14 protein-coding genes are annotated in these 17,940 nt (G+C 68.3%); 5 read left to right on the top strand and 9 right to left on the bottom strand.

What is annotated here, in order from left to right; translation table 11 throughout:
- Positions 1-177: 177 nt before the first annotated feature.
- From AB0B58_RS22750 to AB0B58_RS22735, 4 genes are all read left to right on the top strand, one after another.
- Positions 178-534, top strand: a complete 357-nt coding sequence (locus tag AB0B58_RS22750) for a hypothetical protein (protein ID WP_360226802.1) — start codon at positions 178-180, stop codon at positions 532-534.
- A 505-nt stretch (positions 535-1,039) separates the two neighbouring features.
- Positions 1,040-2,419, top strand: a complete 1,380-nt coding sequence (locus AB0B58_RS22745) for a hypothetical protein (protein WP_360226799.1) — start codon at positions 1,040-1,042, stop codon at positions 2,417-2,419.
- Between the two features lie 101 nt (positions 2,420-2,520).
- Positions 2,521-3,987 (top strand): FAD-dependent oxidoreductase, encoded by a 1,467-nt coding sequence (locus AB0B58_RS22740; protein ID WP_360226796.1) that lies wholly within the window; start codon positions 2,521-2,523, stop codon positions 3,985-3,987.
- Positions 3,984-5,522, top strand: a complete 1,539-nt coding sequence (locus AB0B58_RS22735) for a hypothetical protein (RefSeq protein ID WP_360226793.1) — start codon at positions 3,984-3,986, stop codon at positions 5,520-5,522. Before AB0B58_RS22740 ends, AB0B58_RS22735 begins: the two co-directional genes overlap by 4 nt.
- A gap of 48 nt (positions 5,523-5,570) precedes the next feature.
- Here the strand turns inward: AB0B58_RS22735 and AB0B58_RS22730 are convergent, their stop codons facing one another.
- The 7 genes from AB0B58_RS22730 to AB0B58_RS22700 form a co-directional block, all read right to left on the bottom strand.
- Positions 5,571-6,794 (bottom strand): helix-turn-helix domain-containing protein, encoded by a 1,224-nt coding sequence (locus tag AB0B58_RS22730; RefSeq protein ID WP_360226790.1) that lies wholly within the window; start codon positions 6,792-6,794, stop codon positions 5,571-5,573.
- A 140-nt stretch (positions 6,795-6,934) separates the two neighbouring features.
- On the bottom strand, positions 6,935-8,425 hold the full coding sequence (locus AB0B58_RS22725) for a DUF1254 domain-containing protein (RefSeq protein ID WP_360226787.1): 1,491 nt from the start codon (positions 8,423-8,425) through the stop codon (positions 6,935-6,937).
- Between the two features lie 23 nt (positions 8,426-8,448).
- Positions 8,449-9,627 (bottom strand): thiolase family protein, encoded by a 1,179-nt coding sequence (locus AB0B58_RS22720; protein WP_360226784.1) that lies wholly within the window; start codon positions 9,625-9,627, stop codon positions 8,449-8,451.
- Positions 9,620-10,147: an ester cyclase gene (locus AB0B58_RS22715; protein WP_360226781.1), complete on the bottom strand. Its 528-nt coding sequence runs from the start codon at positions 10,145-10,147 to the stop codon at positions 9,620-9,622. Before AB0B58_RS22715 ends, AB0B58_RS22720 begins: the two co-directional genes overlap by 8 nt.
- 12 nt (positions 10,148-10,159) lie before the next feature.
- Complete coding sequence (locus AB0B58_RS22710) at positions 10,160-10,984, bottom strand: SDR family oxidoreductase (protein WP_360226778.1); 825 nt, start codon at positions 10,982-10,984, stop codon at positions 10,160-10,162.
- On the bottom strand, positions 10,968-12,524 hold the full coding sequence (locus tag AB0B58_RS22705) for an AMP-binding protein (protein ID WP_360226775.1): 1,557 nt from the start codon (positions 12,522-12,524) through the stop codon (positions 10,968-10,970). Before AB0B58_RS22705 ends, AB0B58_RS22710 begins: the two co-directional genes overlap by 17 nt.
- A gap of 10 nt (positions 12,525-12,534) precedes the next feature.
- Positions 12,535-13,659 carry a DUF5938 domain-containing protein gene (locus AB0B58_RS22700; protein ID WP_360226772.1) on the bottom strand — a complete coding sequence of 375 codons (1,125 nt, stop codon included), beginning with the start codon at positions 13,657-13,659 and terminating at the stop codon, positions 12,535-12,537.
- Positions 13,660-13,791: 132 nt separating this feature from the next.
- Here AB0B58_RS22700 and AB0B58_RS22695 point away from each other — a divergent pair, with 132 nt between their 5' ends.
- On the top strand, positions 13,792-15,015 hold the full coding sequence (locus AB0B58_RS22695; RefSeq protein WP_360226769.1) for a helix-turn-helix domain-containing protein: 1,224 nt from the start codon (positions 13,792-13,794) through the stop codon (positions 15,013-15,015).
- Between the two features lie 2 nt (positions 15,016-15,017).
- On the opposite strand, the gene AB0B58_RS22690 is transcribed toward AB0B58_RS22695, so the two are convergent.
- Entirely contained in the window at positions 15,018-16,316 is a 1,299-nt protein-coding gene (locus tag AB0B58_RS22690) for an acyl-CoA dehydrogenase family protein (RefSeq protein WP_360226766.1), read from the bottom strand.
- Positions 16,317-16,318: 2 nt separating this feature from the next.
- The gene (locus AB0B58_RS22685) at positions 16,319-17,863 is read right to left on the bottom strand and encodes a hypothetical protein (RefSeq protein WP_360226763.1); all 1,545 of its coding nucleotides are present in this window, start codon (positions 17,861-17,863) and stop codon (positions 16,319-16,321) included.
- Between the last annotated feature and the right edge of the window lie 77 nt (positions 17,864-17,940).

The following is a 17,940-nucleotide window of genomic DNA, read 5'->3' as shown; positions in this document are numbered from 1 at the left end:
GCCATCCTCAGGTTCCTCTCGGCGGAGGTCGTCAGGTGGCTGGTACCAACGTCGATACGGCCCAAATCCAGAGCGGTCAGGTTCGCTCAGACTAGGGCCGGCAAGCGCGTCGTGACCTCATTCCCGAGGGATGAAATCCAGCGTTCAGTCGCAGCCTAACGAGTTAGCCGTCGCCAAGTGGGGCGATCGGCGGCCGGACGAGATCACCCGACCAAGATCGAGGCCCTCGACCGCGAAACCCAGGCGAACGCCATACAGCGGCGCAACAGCCGAGGTGGGCGCAGCGCGAGCGAACATCAGATCGCGGCGTTGCGGTGCCTGTACAAACGGGCGGTCGCGGACGGGATCATCACCGAGGCGGCGAACCCGGCGGCGGAGGTCGCCAAACCGGCGCGCCTGTCCAGTACCCGCAGCGCGCTGGCCGACGATCGGATCGCCGAACTGCTCGAGGCGGCCTCGACCACCGGCGATGATCCCGAGTTGGACGCCCTGATACAGCAGACAGCTGCCAGCGCCTACATCCGAATAGGATGAAGAAGCGGGTCGTGGTCTGCCGGATCTTCGGTCATCGGATGTCATCGATCATGTATCTGCGGCGGGAAGAATGACGAGCCGCCAAATCGACGGCTTTCATCCTCCGATCTGGATAGAGCTCGGCCGCGGTCTGGCACCATCTGCTTTCTGCAATGCGAATAGATGCTTGAGAATCGAGAAGGCCGTACCTAGCATTTGACTCACCGGAGCTTCGCGTCCTCAAGGCGAGGAATCACATTCACTGATCATCGACCGGATCGCCGATTGCCGTATCCCGAATACGGCCGATTGACGCTGTCCGGGCTTCGCCTGAAAGGAAATATCACCGACTGCAAAGGAGCAATCCGTGAAACCGAGAGAATCAAGAACGCTCAAGCGACTGCTCGGAGGTGCGTTGGCCGTCATCCTGGCGCTGCCGCTCATCCTCACTACCAGCCCGGCCCATGCCGGCGGTGGCGGTCGCGGTGGACTCGCGCGTAACCAGTGCGCGGTGATGATGTTGTGGATGACCACGATCCAGTCGCCGGGCCTGGGCAGCCCGTACTCTGGGTACTGGGCGCTGGCGCCGAACAAGCAGGTGCCGAATGTGGACGACGTGGCGTTCGTGGTCAGTCAGGACTTCCCGTTCACCGCGTACGGCGGTCTCTTCATGTATCCCGCGCCGTCCGAGCTTCCGTCCGGGTTCACCTACGGGCAGATGACACCCGACCCGGGCAACGTCAATCCGTTCACCGTGGGTACGCCGATCCATGCCAAGAACCGGCACTACACCGCGCTGCTGACCGCCGACTCGGTCACCACGATGGCACCGAGCCTGGCGCGCATCCCCAACCACGCGAAATGGCCGGCCGGGACCAACGACTGGTTCCTGCTCGCGCGTAACTACAACGCCTACGCCGGCTACGCCATGAGTGGCACGGGTGGGCCGACGAAGACCAAATGGGCCGATGTGCGCGCCTTCAACGTCCGTACCGGTAGGCCGGTCGCATGCGAGGGTGCCCAGGCCGCACGCGACGAGATCCAGCAAGCGTCGCCGTGGAACGTCGCGGGGGTCACCGGCGACAACCTGATCCCGAACCCGATCCGGCCGATGTTCCCGCAGATCAACGGCGGAAAGCAGTACTGGCCGCCGAAGGAGAACCCAGGTCTGGTCGAGTTCTACCGGATGCCGGGCAACGGTACCCGGGCTCCGAACAACACGGTCCCGGAACCTTCGGACAACTGCGCCAACTACATCGAGGCACGCCTGAACTCCAGGCAGATCGCCCTGGTCCGCGTCCCATACGTCGGGCAGTACAAATCGCACACGCCGGCGCCGAACGCGGTGTTCGAGGAGACCGAGGTCGGGGCGCTCAGCTACTCCGCCTATGGTCAGCTGACCTCGACCTACCGGCAGGGTTCGCCGTTCTCGTACTCGATCGGCAACGAGGAAATCAAAACCGACGCCACCGGCGGCGCGACGATCGTGATCTGGCCGCGCAACCTCACCGCGCTGGAGCGGCGGGCCGTGTTCGCCCTGGCCAACGCCCGCGGGTGGAACCTGCTCGAGGGCAACCAGGACGGCCCGCAGTACGCCAACATGCTCACGGTGCGCGTCAACGGCCCATCGCAATCCTACCGGGGCGGTCTGTACCCGACCCCCTACCGCAACGGTGCCCCGTGCTTCCAGGGCCCGCAGTCGGTGCTCGACCCGTTCGGCCTGACGGCGATACCGGACTCGCCGTTCATCGAGATCCCGCACGGGTTCGCGGTGACGCCGGCCATGCTCGGCACCTCGACGCCGCAGGGCGTGCAGTGCACCGTCGTCGGCTACCTCGCCGGCACCTGCCTGGCCCGCCTCAAGACGTACATGACGTCGACCGGCGGCTCCTACTTCGCTTCCTGACCCACTAGCCCGTTCCCCTGCTCGGATGACACGACCGGCATCGCCATCCCGGGTGCCGGTCGTGTTCGTCACCGAGTCCAGAACCACCGGAAGGAGCTGTCATGTCCAACGTGACCCGCCGCGGTCTGATTCAGGGAGCCGGCGCGGCGGCGGCACTCGCCGCGTACAGCGGGGCGAGAGAACTTCCCACGAGCGGCCGCCCTGCCACGGTCGACGTCGTTGTGGTCGGCGCCGGATTCGCCGGCCTCACCACCGCTCGCAAGCTTACGCAGGCCGGGATCTCGGTCGTCGTGCTAGAGGCCGACGACCGAGTCGGCGGCCGTACCATGCCCGGACGGATCGTGGGGCATGTCGTGGATCTCGGCGGGCAGTGGGTAGGGCCCGGCCAGGACCACATCCTGGCACTGGCTGCCGAGCTGGGGGTCACGACATACCTGCAATACACCGCCGGCAACCACATCCTCGACATCGAAGGGCGGATCGCCACCTACACCGAAGGGCAGAATCTGCCCCTCGAGCTCCCGGACCGGATGGAGTTCAACCGGGTCACCATCGCGCTGAACCAGTTGACCCGGACGGTCAACGTCGCCGAGCCGTGGAAGACCCCCGACGCCCAGGCCCTGGACAGCCAGACCTTCGAGACCTGGCTTCAGGACGCCACGACCTCCGAGCCGGCCCGGTCGACCTATCGGGAGATCGTCCGCGTGGTGTACTGCGTCGACACCGCCCAGCTGTCCCTGCTGAGCTTCCTGCTCCTGGCCGCCACCGCCGAGGGCATCATCCACATGATCAGCACCACCGGCGGCAGCCAGGAGAGCCTACTCAGCGGCGGTATCTGGCAACTCGCCGACAAGATGGCCAGGGAGCTCGGCGACGCCGTCGTCGTGGACGCGCCGGTGCGCTCGATCGCCCAGAATGCCAGGGGTGTGACTGTCACGTCCGACGCCGGCGTCTGGAAGGCTCGGCTGGCCGTCGTGACCGCGCCCCCGCCGCTGGCGGCACGAATCTCCTACGATCCCCCGCTACCCCAGCTACGCGACCAGCTCACCCAGCGCATGCCGATGGGCAGCATCATCAAGGTCTTCGTCCAGTACCGGACGCCGTTCTGGCGCCAACAGGGCCTGAGCGGGTCCATCTTCTCCGATCGCATCGAGACGTGCTTCTGGCTCGACTGGTCGGCCCCGGGAAGCACGACCGGGACCCTGGTGGGCTTCTGGGCGGGCGGCGGCGCCCAGGCATGGGCCGACCGGCCAGCGGCGGACCGCCGCGCCAAGGTCCTGAACGATCTCGCCTTCTATCTCGGCCCCCATGCGAAGAACCCCATCCATTACGTGGAACGGGTCTGGCCCAACGCTCCGTGGCAGCGAGGCGGATATCCGGCTGTCGCCGGCCCCGGTGTCCTGGGCTGGTTCGGACCCGCCCTGCGCGAGCCGGTCGGCCGCATCCACTGGGCGGGCACCGAAACGGCCGACACGCACATCGGATACGTGGACGGCGCGATTCAGTCCGGCGAACGCACTGCTCAGGCCTGCCTCAACCTGTTCCGACCGCAAAGGAGCAAACCGTGAAACCGAAGAAGGTAAGAACACTCAAGGGTTTGCTGGGAAGCGCGCTGGCGCTCATCCTCGCCCTACCGCTCACCCTCACCACCAGCCCGGCCCAAGCCACCGGCGGCGGTCGCGGTGGACTCGCACGGAACCAGTGCGCGGTCCTGATGATCTGGGCGAACCGGATTCAGTCGCCCGTCCTGGCCAGCCCGTATTCCGGATACTGGGCGCTGACCTCGAACAAGAGCGTGCCCAACGTGGACGACGTCGCGTTCGTGATCAGCCAGGACTTCCCGTTCACCGCGTACGGCGGCCTGTTCCTGTATCCGGAACAATCCGTCCTGCCGAGGGGCCTCACCTACGGGCAGATAACGCCCGACGCGGGCAGTGTCAACCCGTTCACCGTGGGCACGCCGATCCACGCGAAGAAGCGGCACTACACGGCGCTGCTGACCGCTGACTCGGTCACGACGATGGCGCCGAGATTCGCGAGCATCGCCAACCGCATCAGCTGGCAGGCCGGAAACAACGAGTGGTTCCTGCTCGCGCGCAACTACAACGCCTACGCCGGCTATGACATGAGCGGCACCGGCGGCCCGACGAAGACCGCGTGGCCCGACGTGCGTGCCTACAACGTGCACACCGGGCAGCCGATCGCCTGCGGCGACGTCCAGCTGGCACGCGACGAGATCCAGGAGGCATCGCCCTGGAACGTCGCCGGGCTCACCGGCAGCAATCTGATCCCCAACCCGATCCGGCCGATGTTCCCGCAGATCAACGGCGGCAGGCAGTACTGGGCGCCGAAGGAAAACCCGGAGCTGGTCGAGTTCTACCGCGTCCCGTCCGACGGCACCCGGGCACCGAACAACGCCGTCCCGAACCCGACGGACAACTGCGCCAACTACGTCCAGGCCCGCATCAACCCGAGACGGATCGCGCTGGTTCGGGTGCCTCAGGTCGCGCAGTACAAGTCGCACACGCCGGCGCCTGACGCGGTGTTCCAGGAGACCGAGGTCGGCGCACTCAGCTACTCCATGTACGGCCAGCTCACCTCGATCTTCCGGAAGGGCTCACCGTTCTCCTACTCGATCGGCAATGAGGACATCAAGACCGACGCCGCCGGCGGCGCGACGATCGTGGTCTGGCCGCGCAGCCTGAGCCCGGTGGAGCGGCGTGTGGTCTTTGCTCTGGCCAACGCCCGCGGGTGGAACCTGATCGAGGGCAACCAGGCCGGCCCCCAGTACGCCAACATGCTGCTGGCACGGGTCAACGGCCCGGCGCCCACCTACAAGGGCGGCCTGTACCCGAGCCCCTACCGGACCGGAGCCCCGTGCTTCCAGGGCCCGCAGTCGACCCTCGACCCGTTCGGACTGACAGCGATGCCCGACTCGGCGTTCATCGACATCCCGCACGGATTCGCCGTGACACCCAACATGCTCGGCACCTCGACACCGCAAGGCGTGCAGTGCACCGTCGTCGGCTACCTCGCCGGCACCTGCCTGGCCCGCCTCAAGGCACACATGACGTCCACCGGAGGCTCGTACTTCGCATCATGACCGGCTAGAGCCGACCGGCACCACCGTCGTTGGGGGTGCCGGTCGCGCTCATCCGCTGGTCTTCGTCTTCAGGACCTGGCTGCCGAGCCAGCGGCATGCCACGAGGGCGAGCTCGAGGTCGAGTCGCTCGTCGTGGATCGGCCGTCCGCGCGTGGCGATAGCCTTCTCCACGCGATATCGCACAGTGCTCTTGTGCAGGTTCACCCGCTCCGCCGTCGCGGTGTAGCTGCACCTCTCCGCGAGGAAAGTCAGCAGGGTGTCCCGTAGCCTGGCCGCCTGTGCGGTGTCGGTGGAGAGCGGCCCGAGCGCGGTCTCGACCAGCCGCCGGGCCGCCTCGAGATCCAGGCTGAGCATCGCGGCGGCGCGTACGCCGGGGTCGGTGAACGAGGTCAGTCGCGGGGCACGGTCCGGCGAGTGCATCATTATCTGTCGTGTCCGGTCGGCCTCGATGTGCGTCGCGCGGAAGCCGGAAATGCCGCACGCGGGTGTGCCCAGGGCCGCGTACACGTGACGTCCGGTTCTCTCCAACAAGGACGGGAGTCTGCTGAGGTCGGGAGGCTGGGCGAGGTGTCCGAGCGGGATCCAGCCCCAGCCGGTGGAGCCGTCGTTCGGGACGTACAGCGGGTGGCCTGAGGCTCCCACGGACTCGCTCATGCGTACGAGCAGTGGTTCGAGGCCCTGGAAGCCGGCGGCGGGTGGGGTATGCTCGTTCGTCCAGAGCACCACGCCGAGGTGGCGCCGCCCGAGTCGGTAGGCGAGGGCCGTCTCGGCCGATGCGATGTCGACGCTGGCGCCAGCGAGAAGCTCGTTGGCCATGGCTGTGCGTACATGGTTGCGGTTGTCGAGCCATCGCACCCGCTCCGACTCGTACTCGATGATCAGTTGCTCGAGCAGAACGTCGACGAAGCGGAACGTGGTTCGCACGAACAGCCTGCTGGCGGCGAGCGCCACTCGGGGATCCGGCTCCCGTCTGATGGTCTCGTTGAACGCCCAGTCCAAAACCAACTCCTGCGCGAGCCGGAATGCGCGGGCAAGGGCCTGCGGTGAGACCCCGTGCTGTGCCAGCCGCCGGGCGTACTCCAGTGCCGCGGCCGGGGGCGTGACCTCGTCGATCGAGATGTCGAATCGCAGGACGTGGCCGAGGGTCTCCAGGTTGCTTTCGATGCCTGTCGCAAGCAGCTCGAGGATCTGGCGATCCCCCCGCAGTTCCTTGATCGAGACTGCCAGCCGGGCGTGCAGGGTACGGGTCAGCTGCGGCATCCGCGCGCTCATCAGATGAGCGATGTCCACGGTCCGAGCCGCGGCCAGTCGCTCCAGTCTTTGCGGCCCGCTGGAACCGGAGTCCATTGAAAGCCTCCGTATGGAGACGGCTGGGCGGGAGCCGCGGTGCCGCGGCTCCCGCCCGCCTTCGTCTAGTGCGCGAATGCCGTACGGTCGGTGGCACATCGCTGGATCTTGGGTGGTTTCCACCCGTTCCCGGAGAGGATGCCGGGTACGGCCCTGGTCCGTGGGTTGTAGAGACGCCAGACCAGTCGGAAGTTGCCGGTGGGGGCGGGCAACCAGTTCCTTGCCTGCCTGGCCCTCTCGGGCCGGGCGTGCTGAACGTAGATGTCGATCGACCCGTCACGGTTGCGGTACAGGTCGGACCGGTCGTTGACGACGAATCTGTCGAGGGGGTTAGGGACGAAGTAGCCCTGTGCGTCGTACATCGTCAGCGACCAGAACGCGTCCACCGGCGGCAGCTTCGAAGCCGGCATGTGCAGGACGTACCTGTTCGCCCCGGTCAGCGTGGTGAGCGTGGCGTCGGTCAGGGCGATCGGGTAGACGGCGACGTTCGGCACCAGGGCGCCGAGGCCGATCACATCGATGATCGCGCGCAACCGGTAGTTCGTTCCGTAGGTTCCGGTGGGAACCACGAGATAGCCGTTGTGTGCCGGGGCGTTCACGCCGTAGAGCTGGTTCAGCGCCGTGGCGATGTTCGCCGGGCCGTGGGTGACGGCGTCGCGCATCCCGCGCAGCGTGTCGGCGCTGAGATTCGGGTCGGTGCCGGGATCGAGTCCCGGGCCGACACCGATCGTCTCGAGCTGCTCCAGCAACGGCCGGTCCGCTGCGGGCGGCGCGAAGAGCTGCAGCTCCCGGTTCAGGGCGGTGTAGTAGTCGAGCGGGTCGTCGCCGGGGCGGGTGCCGGGGATGGCGGCGAAGGTGGCAGTGGCGTTCGGGTCTACGGGCGGCGGCACGTACGGCTGGCCGTAGCGTGACAACGGCACGATGCCGTACTGCCGCTGGATCGCGTTGACCGCTGCGGTGTCGGACTCGCCCCGGATCAGCGTTCGCCCGACGACCCACACGCGTGGGTAGGGCGAGTCGATGCGGGTGACGCGGGCCGGGAGCGTGCCGGCGAATCCGGGTGGCACCACGGCGAAGTCGCCACCACGGGTGAGCTCGTAGGTGCCTGTCGTCGGTGGGCCGTGCGCGGAGGTGATGTTGTAGAAGTTCTCCGTCCATGGCGAGAGCAGCTGCATCCCGTAGAAGCGGTCCGATACCGCGGGCACGTGGATGATCTGCGGTTCCTCGGCCAGGTCGAGCCAGGCGAGGGAGTAGAGGGTGTCGGTGTTCGGCGTTACGACGGTGCGCTGAGTGGGACTCGGCACCACGAGCTTCGGGAGGCTGTTGAACTGATTGACCGGCCCGTTGCCGGAGGTGTCCGAGATGTCGATGCTGGTCGCCGTGGTGAAGACGCGCTCGGTGTCGAGCAGCGGGCGCCCGTACTCGTAGGCTCGCTGACCCAGTGAATAGCCGGTGTCGTAGTCGTTCGTCGCCGCCAGACCGGGGCCGGCCGGCGTCATGCCGGCACCGATCGTGGTGAGGGTGATGGTGAGCGCGAGAGCTGCTCGGAGACGCACGGGTGCTCCTTCGGGTCGGGGGGTCAGGACCGGGATGCCCGGCCGAGCAGGGTGACCACGGCGGCGGCCGGGCCGTCGCCCAGAAAGCCGCCGCCGTTCTCGGCCAGGGCGACGTTCGCTCCGGGCACCTGGCGCTCGCCGCACCGTCCGCGGAGCTGATCGGTCAGTTCGGCCAGCTGGGCGCAGCCGGTGGCGCCGATTGGGTGGCCCCGGCTGAGGAGCCCTCCGCTCGGGTTGATCGGTATCCGCCCGCCGAGCGAGGTCGCTCCGGAGCGCAGCAGCGCCGGTCCGTTGCCGGCTTCGGCGATGCCGAGTTCCTCGGAGACGATCAGCTCACCTGGTGCGGCGCCGTCGTGGATCTCGACCACGTCGACGTCGGCCGGGGTGAGGCCGGCGTGGCGGTAGGCCGCGCGGGCCGCGCGCACGACCGCGCTCTCGTCGCCACCGACCCGGGCGGAGCGCAGCACGCTCGACAGCACCCGAACCGGGTCACCACTGAGTCGCCCGAGTCCTGCCGCGGACGCGACGATCAGGCCGGACGCGCCGTCGCCGACCGGCGAGCACATCAGCAGCGTCAGCGGGCCGGATATCGTTCGGCTGGCGAGCACCTGGTCGACGGTGACCGGATCACGGAACTGCGCGTTCGGGTTCAGTGCCCCGAACTGGTGCGCCTTCACCGACACCCGGGCGAAGTCCTCCGCCGTCGCGCCGGTGCGCCGCATGTAGGCCGTGGCCATGTCGGCGTATATGTTCATGAACGCGGACTGGCCGGCCGAGGAGTCCGGCCCGCCCCGCTTCTCGACGTCCCAGCCGGTGGTGAAGACGCCGAACGTCCTGGCACGGTCGGGGTTGCTGAGCTTCTCCGCGCCGATGGCCAGCGCCACGTCGGCCGACCCGGACGCCACCGCGGCGCAGGCGAGGTGGAAGGCGGTCGAGCCGGAGGCGCAGGCGTTCTCGACGTTCACGATCGGCTTGCCGAGAAGCCCGGTGTCCTGCAGTGCGACCTGCCCGCGGATGCACTCCTGCCCGGTGAGGTAGCCCTCCGCCGCGTTGGCGAAGAACACGGCGTCGACGTCGCCGGCCGTCGCGCCCGCATCCGCGAGAACGCCCGCGACCCCTTCGGCGGCCAGCGATCGCAGGTTGCGGCCGTGGTACTTGCCGAACGGCGTGACGTGGGCGCCCGCGATGAAGAGTTCACGCATGGTGCTTCCTGCCTTTCCGGCGGCCCACGGTCCGCACCCAGGTGGAGGCGTTGAACGCGCGCAGCAGCAAACGGTCGGTCGACGACCCCAGCGGCGGTAGCAGGCCCACCTGACGGGCGAATCCGGCGTTGTCCCAGTAGACGGTGTTGTCGACGACGAGCCCCTCGCGGATCTCCACCACGTCGCAGCCGCGGAAGTCGATCTTTCGCCCGGTGGCGCGGATGCCCTGGAATCTCCCGCCGGTGAAGGTGCCGGTGCCGCGCCACTGGACGACGACGAAGGGCGCGGCGGCGACCGTGCGCTCGACCTCGATGGTGAAGTCCGGCAGGGCGGCGAACATCTCTGCGAAAAAGGCGACGATCTCGTCGCGGCCGACGGCGTCGCCGACCGGCAGAAAGTGATCGACCGCGTCGTCGGCCCAGATCAGCTCGGGCCGGCTCAGGTCGCGCCGGGCCAGGGCCGCGAAGCCCATGCGGGCGACCGCGTCGAGGTCGGTCACGTTGGTGTTCTCGGTCGTCATCGTCCGCTCCCTTCACAGTCCGCGCAGGCGGCGCAGGACCGCGCCGTAGCGCACCGGCAGGAGACGAGGCAGCAGGTCGAGCACCCGGGCGCTCTCCCCCACCACGATCCGGCGCTTCCGGCGGGCGACACCGGCGAGGATCACGCCCGCGCACTGCTCCGGTGTCGTCTTCAGCAGCGCGGACATCTTTTCGATGAACTGACGCTCGGCCGGGCCGGCATCGACGCCGAACCGCGCATCCGTGCCGATCCGGGTGGCGATCCCGCCGGGGTGGACGATGGTCGCCGACACGCCGGTGCCCTCGAGCTCACGGGACAGACACTCGGTGAATCCCCGGATGCCGAACTTCGAGATGTGGTACGCCGACTGGGTGGGAACGGTGACGAATCCGAACACGCTGGAGAAGTTGACGACGTGCCCGTGCCCCTGGCGCAGCATCGCCGGCAGGAAGGCCTTGGTGCCATAGATCGGGCCCCACAGGTTGATCCCCAGCAGCCACTCGTACTCCTCGAGCCGGGCGTGCTCGATCGTGGCCGCGAGAGTCACCCCGGCGTTGTTGAAGACGTAGTGCGCGGTCCCGAATTCGGCGAGCACGGCCTCGGCGTAGGCCTGTACGGCCGACTTCGACGAGACGTCCAGGTGGGTGGTCCTCGCGCGGGTGCCGGGCGGGAGCAGCGATGCCGTCTCCTTGAGACCCACCGCGTCGACGTCGGAGATCGCGAGTATCGCGCCGGCCTCGGCGAGCTGGACGGCGAGCGCCCGGCCGATCCCGGATGCGGCGCCGGTGACGACACAGATCCGGCCGCGGTAGGCGTGCGTGTCAGATGCGGCGTTCATGACCACTCCAGTACGGGCTTCGCAGTTCGCTCTTGAGGACCTTGCCCACCGGGCTGCGGGGAAGGGAGTCGACCAGGTCGACCGTTTTCGGCGCCTTGATGCTGCCGAGCTTGTCCTTGCAGAGCTGGACCAGGGCGGCGGGATCGACGGACTCGCCCGGATGCAGCTCGACGACGGCTTTGACGGCCTCGCCCCAGTCGTCGTCCGGAACTCCGATCACCGAGCAGTCGCGCACCGCCGGATGGCCCCAGATGACCTGCTCGATCTCGCTTGGGTAGACGTTGAAGCCGCCGGTAATGATCATGTCTTTGCTGCGGTCGGTGATGTGCAGGTAGCCCTCGGCGTCCTGGTATCCGATGTCGCCGGTGTGCAGCCAGCCGCCGACGATCGTGTTCGCGGTCTGCTCGGGGTCGTTGTAGTAGCCCTTCATCACCAGATCGCCGGTCACGCAGATCTCACCCGGCTTGCCGGTCGGCAGGTCCGCCCCGTGCTGGTCGAGAATGGCGACGCGCACCATCGGCGTCGGCCGTCCGCACGCGGACAGGCGCAGGTCGCCGGCCGGCTTGCCGTCGGTCAGGTATTCCTCCGGGCGCAGCATGGCGATCGACGCGGGTGCCTCGGTCTGGCCGTAGCCCTGCATCATCACCGGGCCGAAGACCGCGATCGCCTGCTTGAGCTTGTCGATCGACAGCGGGGCCGCGCCGGAGATGAAGTACCTCAGGGAGGAGAAGTCCCGGCCGGCGAGGCCCGGCTCGTCGAGGAGGCGGTAGATGACGGTCGGCGGCAGGAACAGCTCGGTAACGCGGTGCTGCTCGATGACGTCGAGCAGCGCGGCGGGCTCCGGCTTCGTCAGGACGACGACGGTGCCGCCGCGCGCGCTGCACGGCAGCGACAGGACGCCCGCGGTGTGGGTCATCGGCGCCGCCGCGAGATTCACCACGGGTTCGTCGGCCCGGTAACTACAGGTGATCATGAAGTTTGCGGCGAAGGTCTGGAAGCTGCGGTTGGTGTTCATGACGCCCTTGGGCTTGCCGGTGGTGCCGCCGGTGGGCATCACGGCGACGACCCCGTCGGGGTGGTGTTCGACGAACGGCGCGGCGTCGGGCCGGCCGTCGATCCATTCGCCGAGCGGCGGGCACCCGGCGGTGGCGGACTCCACGCAGACCCAGTTCTTGATCTTGGGCAGGGCTGTCTTGAGTTGCTCGATGACCGGCGCGAACGCGGCCTGGAAGAACAGCACCTCGCAGTCGAAGTCATCGAGGATGGCGATGTTCGCCTCGATGCCGTTGCGGGGGTTGACCGGTACCCACGCGAACCCGGCGCGCCACAGTCCGAGCACGCAGGTCCAGGCGATGGGGTCGTTGCCTGCGAGTACCGCGCCCTTGGTCGCGGTGGGCAGGCCGAGGTCGAGCAGCGCGTTCGCGATTCGGCAGGAGAGCCGGCCGATCTCGTCGAAACCGTAGGTACGGTCGCCGGCGATATAGGCGATGCCGTCGGGGTTGGCGCTCCAGCCCCGGTCGAAGAGGTCGATGATGGCCATACCGACCCCTCTAGCGGACCGAAGCGCCGGCAAGGCCGCGCTGTTCCAGGAAGCCGAGCAGGTAGCGGTGCCCGAAGGCCTTGCTCGCGGAGGTGAAGCCGGGCTTCGCGAAGTCGTCGTTGAGCAGCCGGATGACGCACGCCGCCTGCAGCGCGCCGGTCGTGATGTACGGGGTCACGCTGTGGACCGTCGCGCGGATGGAGGTCAGTGCCCCGTGGCCGATCGCGATGTCGGTGGACCGCTGCACCGTGGTCCGCTCGCGCGGCGGCATGCCCGGCGTCGTGGAGTCCACCAGCTGCGCGAGGACGGTGTCCTGCTGCTCAGTCGGCAGGTGCTTGTACTCGGCCTCCCACTGCTTCCAGAGTGCGGCCACCCTGTGCATGATCTGCATGTCGTAGAAGCCGACGAGTGAGTTGCAGTACCGTACCCGCGGATCGTGCTGGTAGAAGGCCGGTAGCGACGTACCGCCCCACGGGAGGGCGAAGATCGGCGTCAGATACTCGTACGAGCTGATCTCGTAGCCCTTGCCCGGCTCGTGCGCGACCATCTCGTTGTCCCACAGGTGGAACTGGTCGTTGCGGAAGAGCTCGAAGATCGACGCCGTCGATCCGACCGTGACGCCGGAGCCGGCCCGAGGGCCGCGGCAGATCGTCGTCGTCTCCAGCATGTCGACACCCGGCGCCTCGAGCGCGAGCTCGGCGGCGATCTCGGCGAGGGTGTACATGTACGAGGTGGACGGCGCGCAGACCAGGTTGGCCTCGGCGAACTCGGCGCCGAACCGTTCCCGGGTCCTCAACACGTAGGCCTGCTCGCCGGTGGTGTCCAGGTAGTGGCATCCGGCGCGCAGCGCCGCCTCGACGCCGACGAGCCCGAAGTTCACGAATGGGCCGACGGTGTTGCAGACGATCCGGGCGCCGGAGAAGGCCGCGGCGAGCGCGTTCACGTCGTGTTCGCACTCGACGATCTCGTATTCCGCGGATTCGAGCCGGACCACGCGCTCGGACATGTTCCTCTTTATGCGGTCGGCGTCGCGACCCATGGCGGTGAAGGGAATACCTTGATCGATAAGCCAGTCGATGATCAGCATTCCGGTGTAGCCGCTGGCGCCGTAGACGACGACGGGATATCTGGACATGCGAGGGCACTCCTTGCGGTAAAGGCGAGGGGGGAATGCTTGCTGGCGCAAGCGTAGGAATGGCCTGGGCCGTGGGTAATGGTCAGCCGCCCAGGGTGTCCACATACGAATGTGCCGTGGCACACTCAGTCGGTGGATGCGAGGCGACTCGGTGTTTACATGGCGGAGGTCGCCGAACTGTTCGAGGCCGACCTCGACTCGATCGAATCCGAGACCGACGCCGCGATCATGGAGATCGCCCCTGTTCTCAGCACCGATCCGGCGATCATGGCCGAGCTGCGGGCGAGCACGCGGAGCATTCTGCGGCGGTTCGTGGCGCTCGGTCGCCATGTCGACGACCCGCCGCCGGTCGAGGTCCCGCCGGAGGCGCTCGACATCGCCCGCACGCTGGTGCGACGCGGGATCGAGGTGGACGCGGCCTACCGGAGCTACCGGCGCGGGCAGCAGGTCGCGTGGCAGCGCTGGCGGGCCTGCGCGGAGACGGTCGTGGGTCTCAACGCCGGCCTGGTCACGGTCCTCGACGTCTCGTTGCAGGTGCAATCCAGCTACCTCGACCTGGTGCTGGGCCGCGTCATCGCCGAGATGCACGGCGAACGCGACGCGATCGTCTCCGGCGACCTGACGCGGCGGACCGAAGCGGTACGACTGATCCTCGACGGGGCGCCCCTGGACGACGATGTGGCCAGCAGGCGGCTTCGGTACGACCTGTCCCGGCACCACACCGGGCTGGTGCTGTGGAGTGAGGGCACCGAGGTACGACCCGGTCTGTTCGAGTCGACCGCGTCCGCGCTGGCGCGGGCGATCGGCGCTCGTCCACCGCTGGTGGTCAGCGCCGGACCGGCGTTGTTGTGGGCCTGGATCGCGAGCGCCGACGACTCGGCGGCCCGGGAACTGCCCGAGGCCGCCGAGTCGCTCGCCGGATCCGTCCGGGTGGCCATCGGGCCGGCCCGCCCCGGGCGGGCCGGCTTCCGGCGTACGCACGAGGCGGCGCTGAGCGTCTACGGGCTGCTCGCCGGCAACTCCGAAGGCGGCCGCGTCGCCACCTACCAGACGCTGGAGGTCACCGCGCTGGCCGCCCATGACCAGCGCCGGGCAACCGACTTCGTCCGGTCGACGCTGGGTCCGCTCGCCGAGGACACGCCGGCCGCCGCTCGTCTACGCGAGACACTGCGGGTCTTTCTCGAGGAGGCCGAGAACGCCCCGCGTGCTGCCCAGCGGCTGCACACCCATCGCAACACCGTGCTGCAACGGGTCGCCCGGGCGACAGAGCTACTCGGATATCGCCCAGGCGACCGGCGGCTCGCCGTCGAACTGGCGCTCGAGCTCAGGCGCTGGCTCAGCCGGCCGGCAGGCTGAGCTCACCCGGCCCTGTCGTCGATCAGGTAACTCCCGCCCTTGATGGCGAGCACCTCGTTGCAGCCGTCCTCGATCAGCGAGGCGCGGGTGTCCCGGAAGATCTTCTCGATCGGGTACTGCGCGGTCAGGCCCCGGGCGCCGAAGATCTGCACGGCGTCGCTGGCCACCTCGAACGAGTTCTGCGTGCTGGTGATCTTCGCTGCCATCGCCACGTGCATCGCCGGTTCTGGCTGCGTGTAGTTGTAGACGAGTGCCCTGCGCGACAGGGCACGGGCGGCCTCCACCTTGCGGTACATGTGAAACAGCCGGTAGGCGACGTTCTGGTGGCGGATGATCGGCACGCCGCCCTGCCTGCGCTCATGGGCGAAGCCGAGCGCGAGTTCGAAGGCCGCGCGGGCGGCGCCGGTGAACGTCACTGCCATGATCGCGTTGCCGTCGGAGAGGGTGGAGTAGCAGGCGCGCAGGTAGTCCTCCGGTCCGGCGAGAACGTAGTCCAGCGGCAGCTCGACGTTGTCGAAGATGAGCCCGCCCTGGTTCAGGGACCGTTGGCCGATCTTGTCCAGTGGATCGCCCCGGCTCACCCCGGCAGCATCGAGGGGCACGACGACGAAGCAGCCCTGTCGCACGTCCGGGCCGTTGCCGGTGTCGGCGACGCATTGCAGGATGCAGACCTGGGCGATGCTGCCGTTGGAGACCCATTCGGCCTTCCGGCCGTTGATGACCACACCGTCCGCGCCTATCGTCGCCACACAGTCGGGGCGTCCGTAGTCACCACGCGGATCGAACAGGTGCCCATTGGCGTCGACCACGTCGCTGCCGTGTCGGGGCTCGGCAGCCCCCCAGCAGCCGATTAGCGACGGTGCGGTGCGCTCCAGCAGGAACCGGTTGCCGAACTTGGCCGCGGTCAGTCGTGGCAGCATCGAGGCGCCCAGCGAGATCGCCAGCCCCGCGTCGCCCCAGCCCAGTTCCTCGAACACCAGACACATCATCCGGGCCATCGGCTGGGGTTCGAGCTCCAGGAAACGGTCGACGCCGAGACCGAGGCCGGCGAATCCGCGGTACACGTCCCAGAGCGGCGAGCCAGCGGCGATCACCTCCTCGGGACTCATCCGGTCCAGGCGCCGGCCGACCGGTCGCATCACCTCGGCCGCGAACTCGTGCACCCGCCGTTGTACGTCCTGCTCCTCGGCGCTGAGCGCCGGCTCGGCGCCGGACAACTGCAGGCTGCCCTTCGGGTCTCTCGCCCAGGCGCCGATCATCGAGCCGGGCGCCGGCGTGCCGATCGTGGTAGGTGGAAACATCGTTACCTCACTTCCTCGGCGGAGGAGGCGTAGTAGCTGCCCCCGGTGTCGGCGATGTGCTGTTTCAGGCGGCTCAGGCAGGTGTCGCTCAGGAACTCCGTGAGCGTGCACTGCACACCCTGCGGGGTAGCCGGGCCGGTGTGCGCCGGGCGCGCGGCGTACGACTGCGGGATGTCCTCGAAGGGGACGTCAGCGTTCGCCGGGTCGTTGTAGAAGCAGGGAACCCCGCGCGTCACGTCGTTGGGCGTGAACGAATACCGGTAGGTCGGGTTGGTTCCCTTGTAGCGGACCACCTCGGTATGGGGGAAGTAGGGCCCGTCGATGTTGCCCTGCTGAAGGTTCCAGCCGTTGGCCTGGGCCTTGGCGAGGATCAGCGCGGCCGCGGCCGGCAGACTGGCGACGCCGCGCCGGGGCCACACCACCAGCGTCATGCCGCCGGTGCCGTCCAGTCTCAGGTCGGCCTGGCTCCTGCTCATGTTCAGGGGATCGTCCCCGCGGGGCAGCTGGAGACCGAGATCGAACCCGTAGTTGTTCAGGCTGACGAAGTCGACGTCCGGTGCCGGGTACCGGGTGTCCGGTCCCACCTTCGTCGTGTCGAAGAACCTCGGCAGCTTCGGAATCCGGATCAGTGCTATCTGGTCCTGCTGAAGTTTCGCCACCAGCAGGGTGCCGCACTGCTCCGGCGACGGGTAAGTAGGCATGTCCGGCAGCGGCACTGCGGAGAACCCGGGCCGGAAGAACTCCACGAGCCGACGGTCGGGCTTCGGCGGGTAGAACTGCCGCAGGTCAAGGCGCTGGAAGAGGTCCAGGTTCGTCAGCGCGAACAGCGCCGGGATCCGGTTGTCCACCTGACCGAGGCGTCCACTCGGCCGCACCAGCGGCCCGGGGAGGACGCTGGTGTTCGCGCAGTCCAGCGCCGCGCCGGTGATCAGGTCCACCGCTGTCACCGTCGGCGGCGGGGTCGCGGTCGGACCGCCACGGCCGATACGGTCATAGCCGGGGAAGGGCGCGTAGATGCGCTCGGCGAGAAGCCAGTCGGCGTCGGTGATCCGGAAGAGCCGATTGTCGATGCCCTGCAGGCCGGCGGCGATCATTGACCCGTCGGGCAGCAGCCGCCCGGTCGTGCCCTCGGGAACGACGAGGATCCGGAAACGCCGTTGCGGGGCCATCACCGGGTTGCCCGCGACATACGGGTTGGTGCCTCCGGGCTCGGGCGCGATGGCGGTTCGGCTCAGCACGTTGGTCACCGGAAGCGTCCCGGTCATCCGGTACGTGCTCCACGACGTCCACGCCGCGTACGGGAAGTCGGCCTCGACCACAAGACCGAAGTGCTCCGTGCCCGTGCCGCCCCTGAACCACCACAGCGGATATCCGGCCTTGGGGTCCACCCGGATCGGCGGATAGCTGGTCGTCAGAGCCAGGCTGGTGGCCGGGCAGACGGCCGATTCGCCGCTCTCGGCGCGAACACCGTCCGGTACGAGCAAAAGCGTCAACAGCGCTGCCGCCGTGGCGATCCCGAGGCGCCGCGGTCTTGACGTGAAGGTCATCGGTCGCTCCCTTCGCTGTCCGTCGTCGGCGCCCGGGCCGGCCCTGCCACCGTCCGGTGTTACGCCGCTGTGAACTG

The organism is Actinoplanes sp. NPDC049118, assembly GCF_040648555.1.
Classification (GTDB): Bacteria; Actinomycetota; Actinomycetes; order Mycobacteriales; family Micromonosporaceae; genus Actinoplanes.
This window is presented reverse-complemented; position numbering and strand designations above follow the sequence as displayed.

What these genes read in the sequence shown, in the direction of transcription:
- AB0B58_RS22745 (WP_360226799.1), top strand. Translation starts at nt 1,040, where the DNA reads ATGACCACGATCCAGTCGCCGGGCCTGGGCAGCCCGTACTCTGGGTAC.
- AB0B58_RS22740 (WP_360226796.1), top strand. Translation starts at nt 2,521, where the DNA reads ATGTCCAACGTGACCCGCCGCGGTCTGATTCAGGGAGCCGGCGCGGCG.
- AB0B58_RS22730 (WP_360226790.1), bottom strand. Translation starts at nt 6,794, where the DNA reads ATGAGCGCGCGGATGCCGCAGCTGACCCGTACCCTGCACGCCCGGCTG.
- AB0B58_RS22720 (WP_360226784.1), bottom strand. Translation starts at nt 9,627, where the DNA reads ATGCGTGAACTCTTCATCGCGGGCGCCCACGTCACGCCGTTCGGCAAG.
- AB0B58_RS22715 (WP_360226781.1), bottom strand. Translation starts at nt 10,147, where the DNA reads ATGACGACCGAGAACACCAACGTGACCGACCTCGACGCGGTCGCCCGC.
- AB0B58_RS22710 (WP_360226778.1), bottom strand. Translation starts at nt 10,984, where the DNA reads ATGAACGCCGCATCTGACACGCACGCCTACCGCGGCCGGATCTGTGTC.
- AB0B58_RS22705 (WP_360226775.1), bottom strand. Translation starts at nt 12,524, where the DNA reads ATGGCCATCATCGACCTCTTCGACCGGGGCTGGAGCGCCAACCCCGAC.
- AB0B58_RS22700 (WP_360226772.1), bottom strand. Translation starts at nt 13,659, where the DNA reads ATGTCCAGATATCCCGTCGTCGTCTACGGCGCCAGCGGCTACACCGGA.
- AB0B58_RS22690 (WP_360226766.1), bottom strand. Translation starts at nt 16,316, where the DNA reads ATGTTTCCACCTACCACGATCGGCACGCCGGCGCCCGGCTCGATGATC.
- AB0B58_RS22685 (WP_360226763.1), bottom strand. Translation starts at nt 17,863, where the DNA reads ATGACCTTCACGTCAAGACCGCGGCGCCTCGGGATCGCCACGGCGGCA.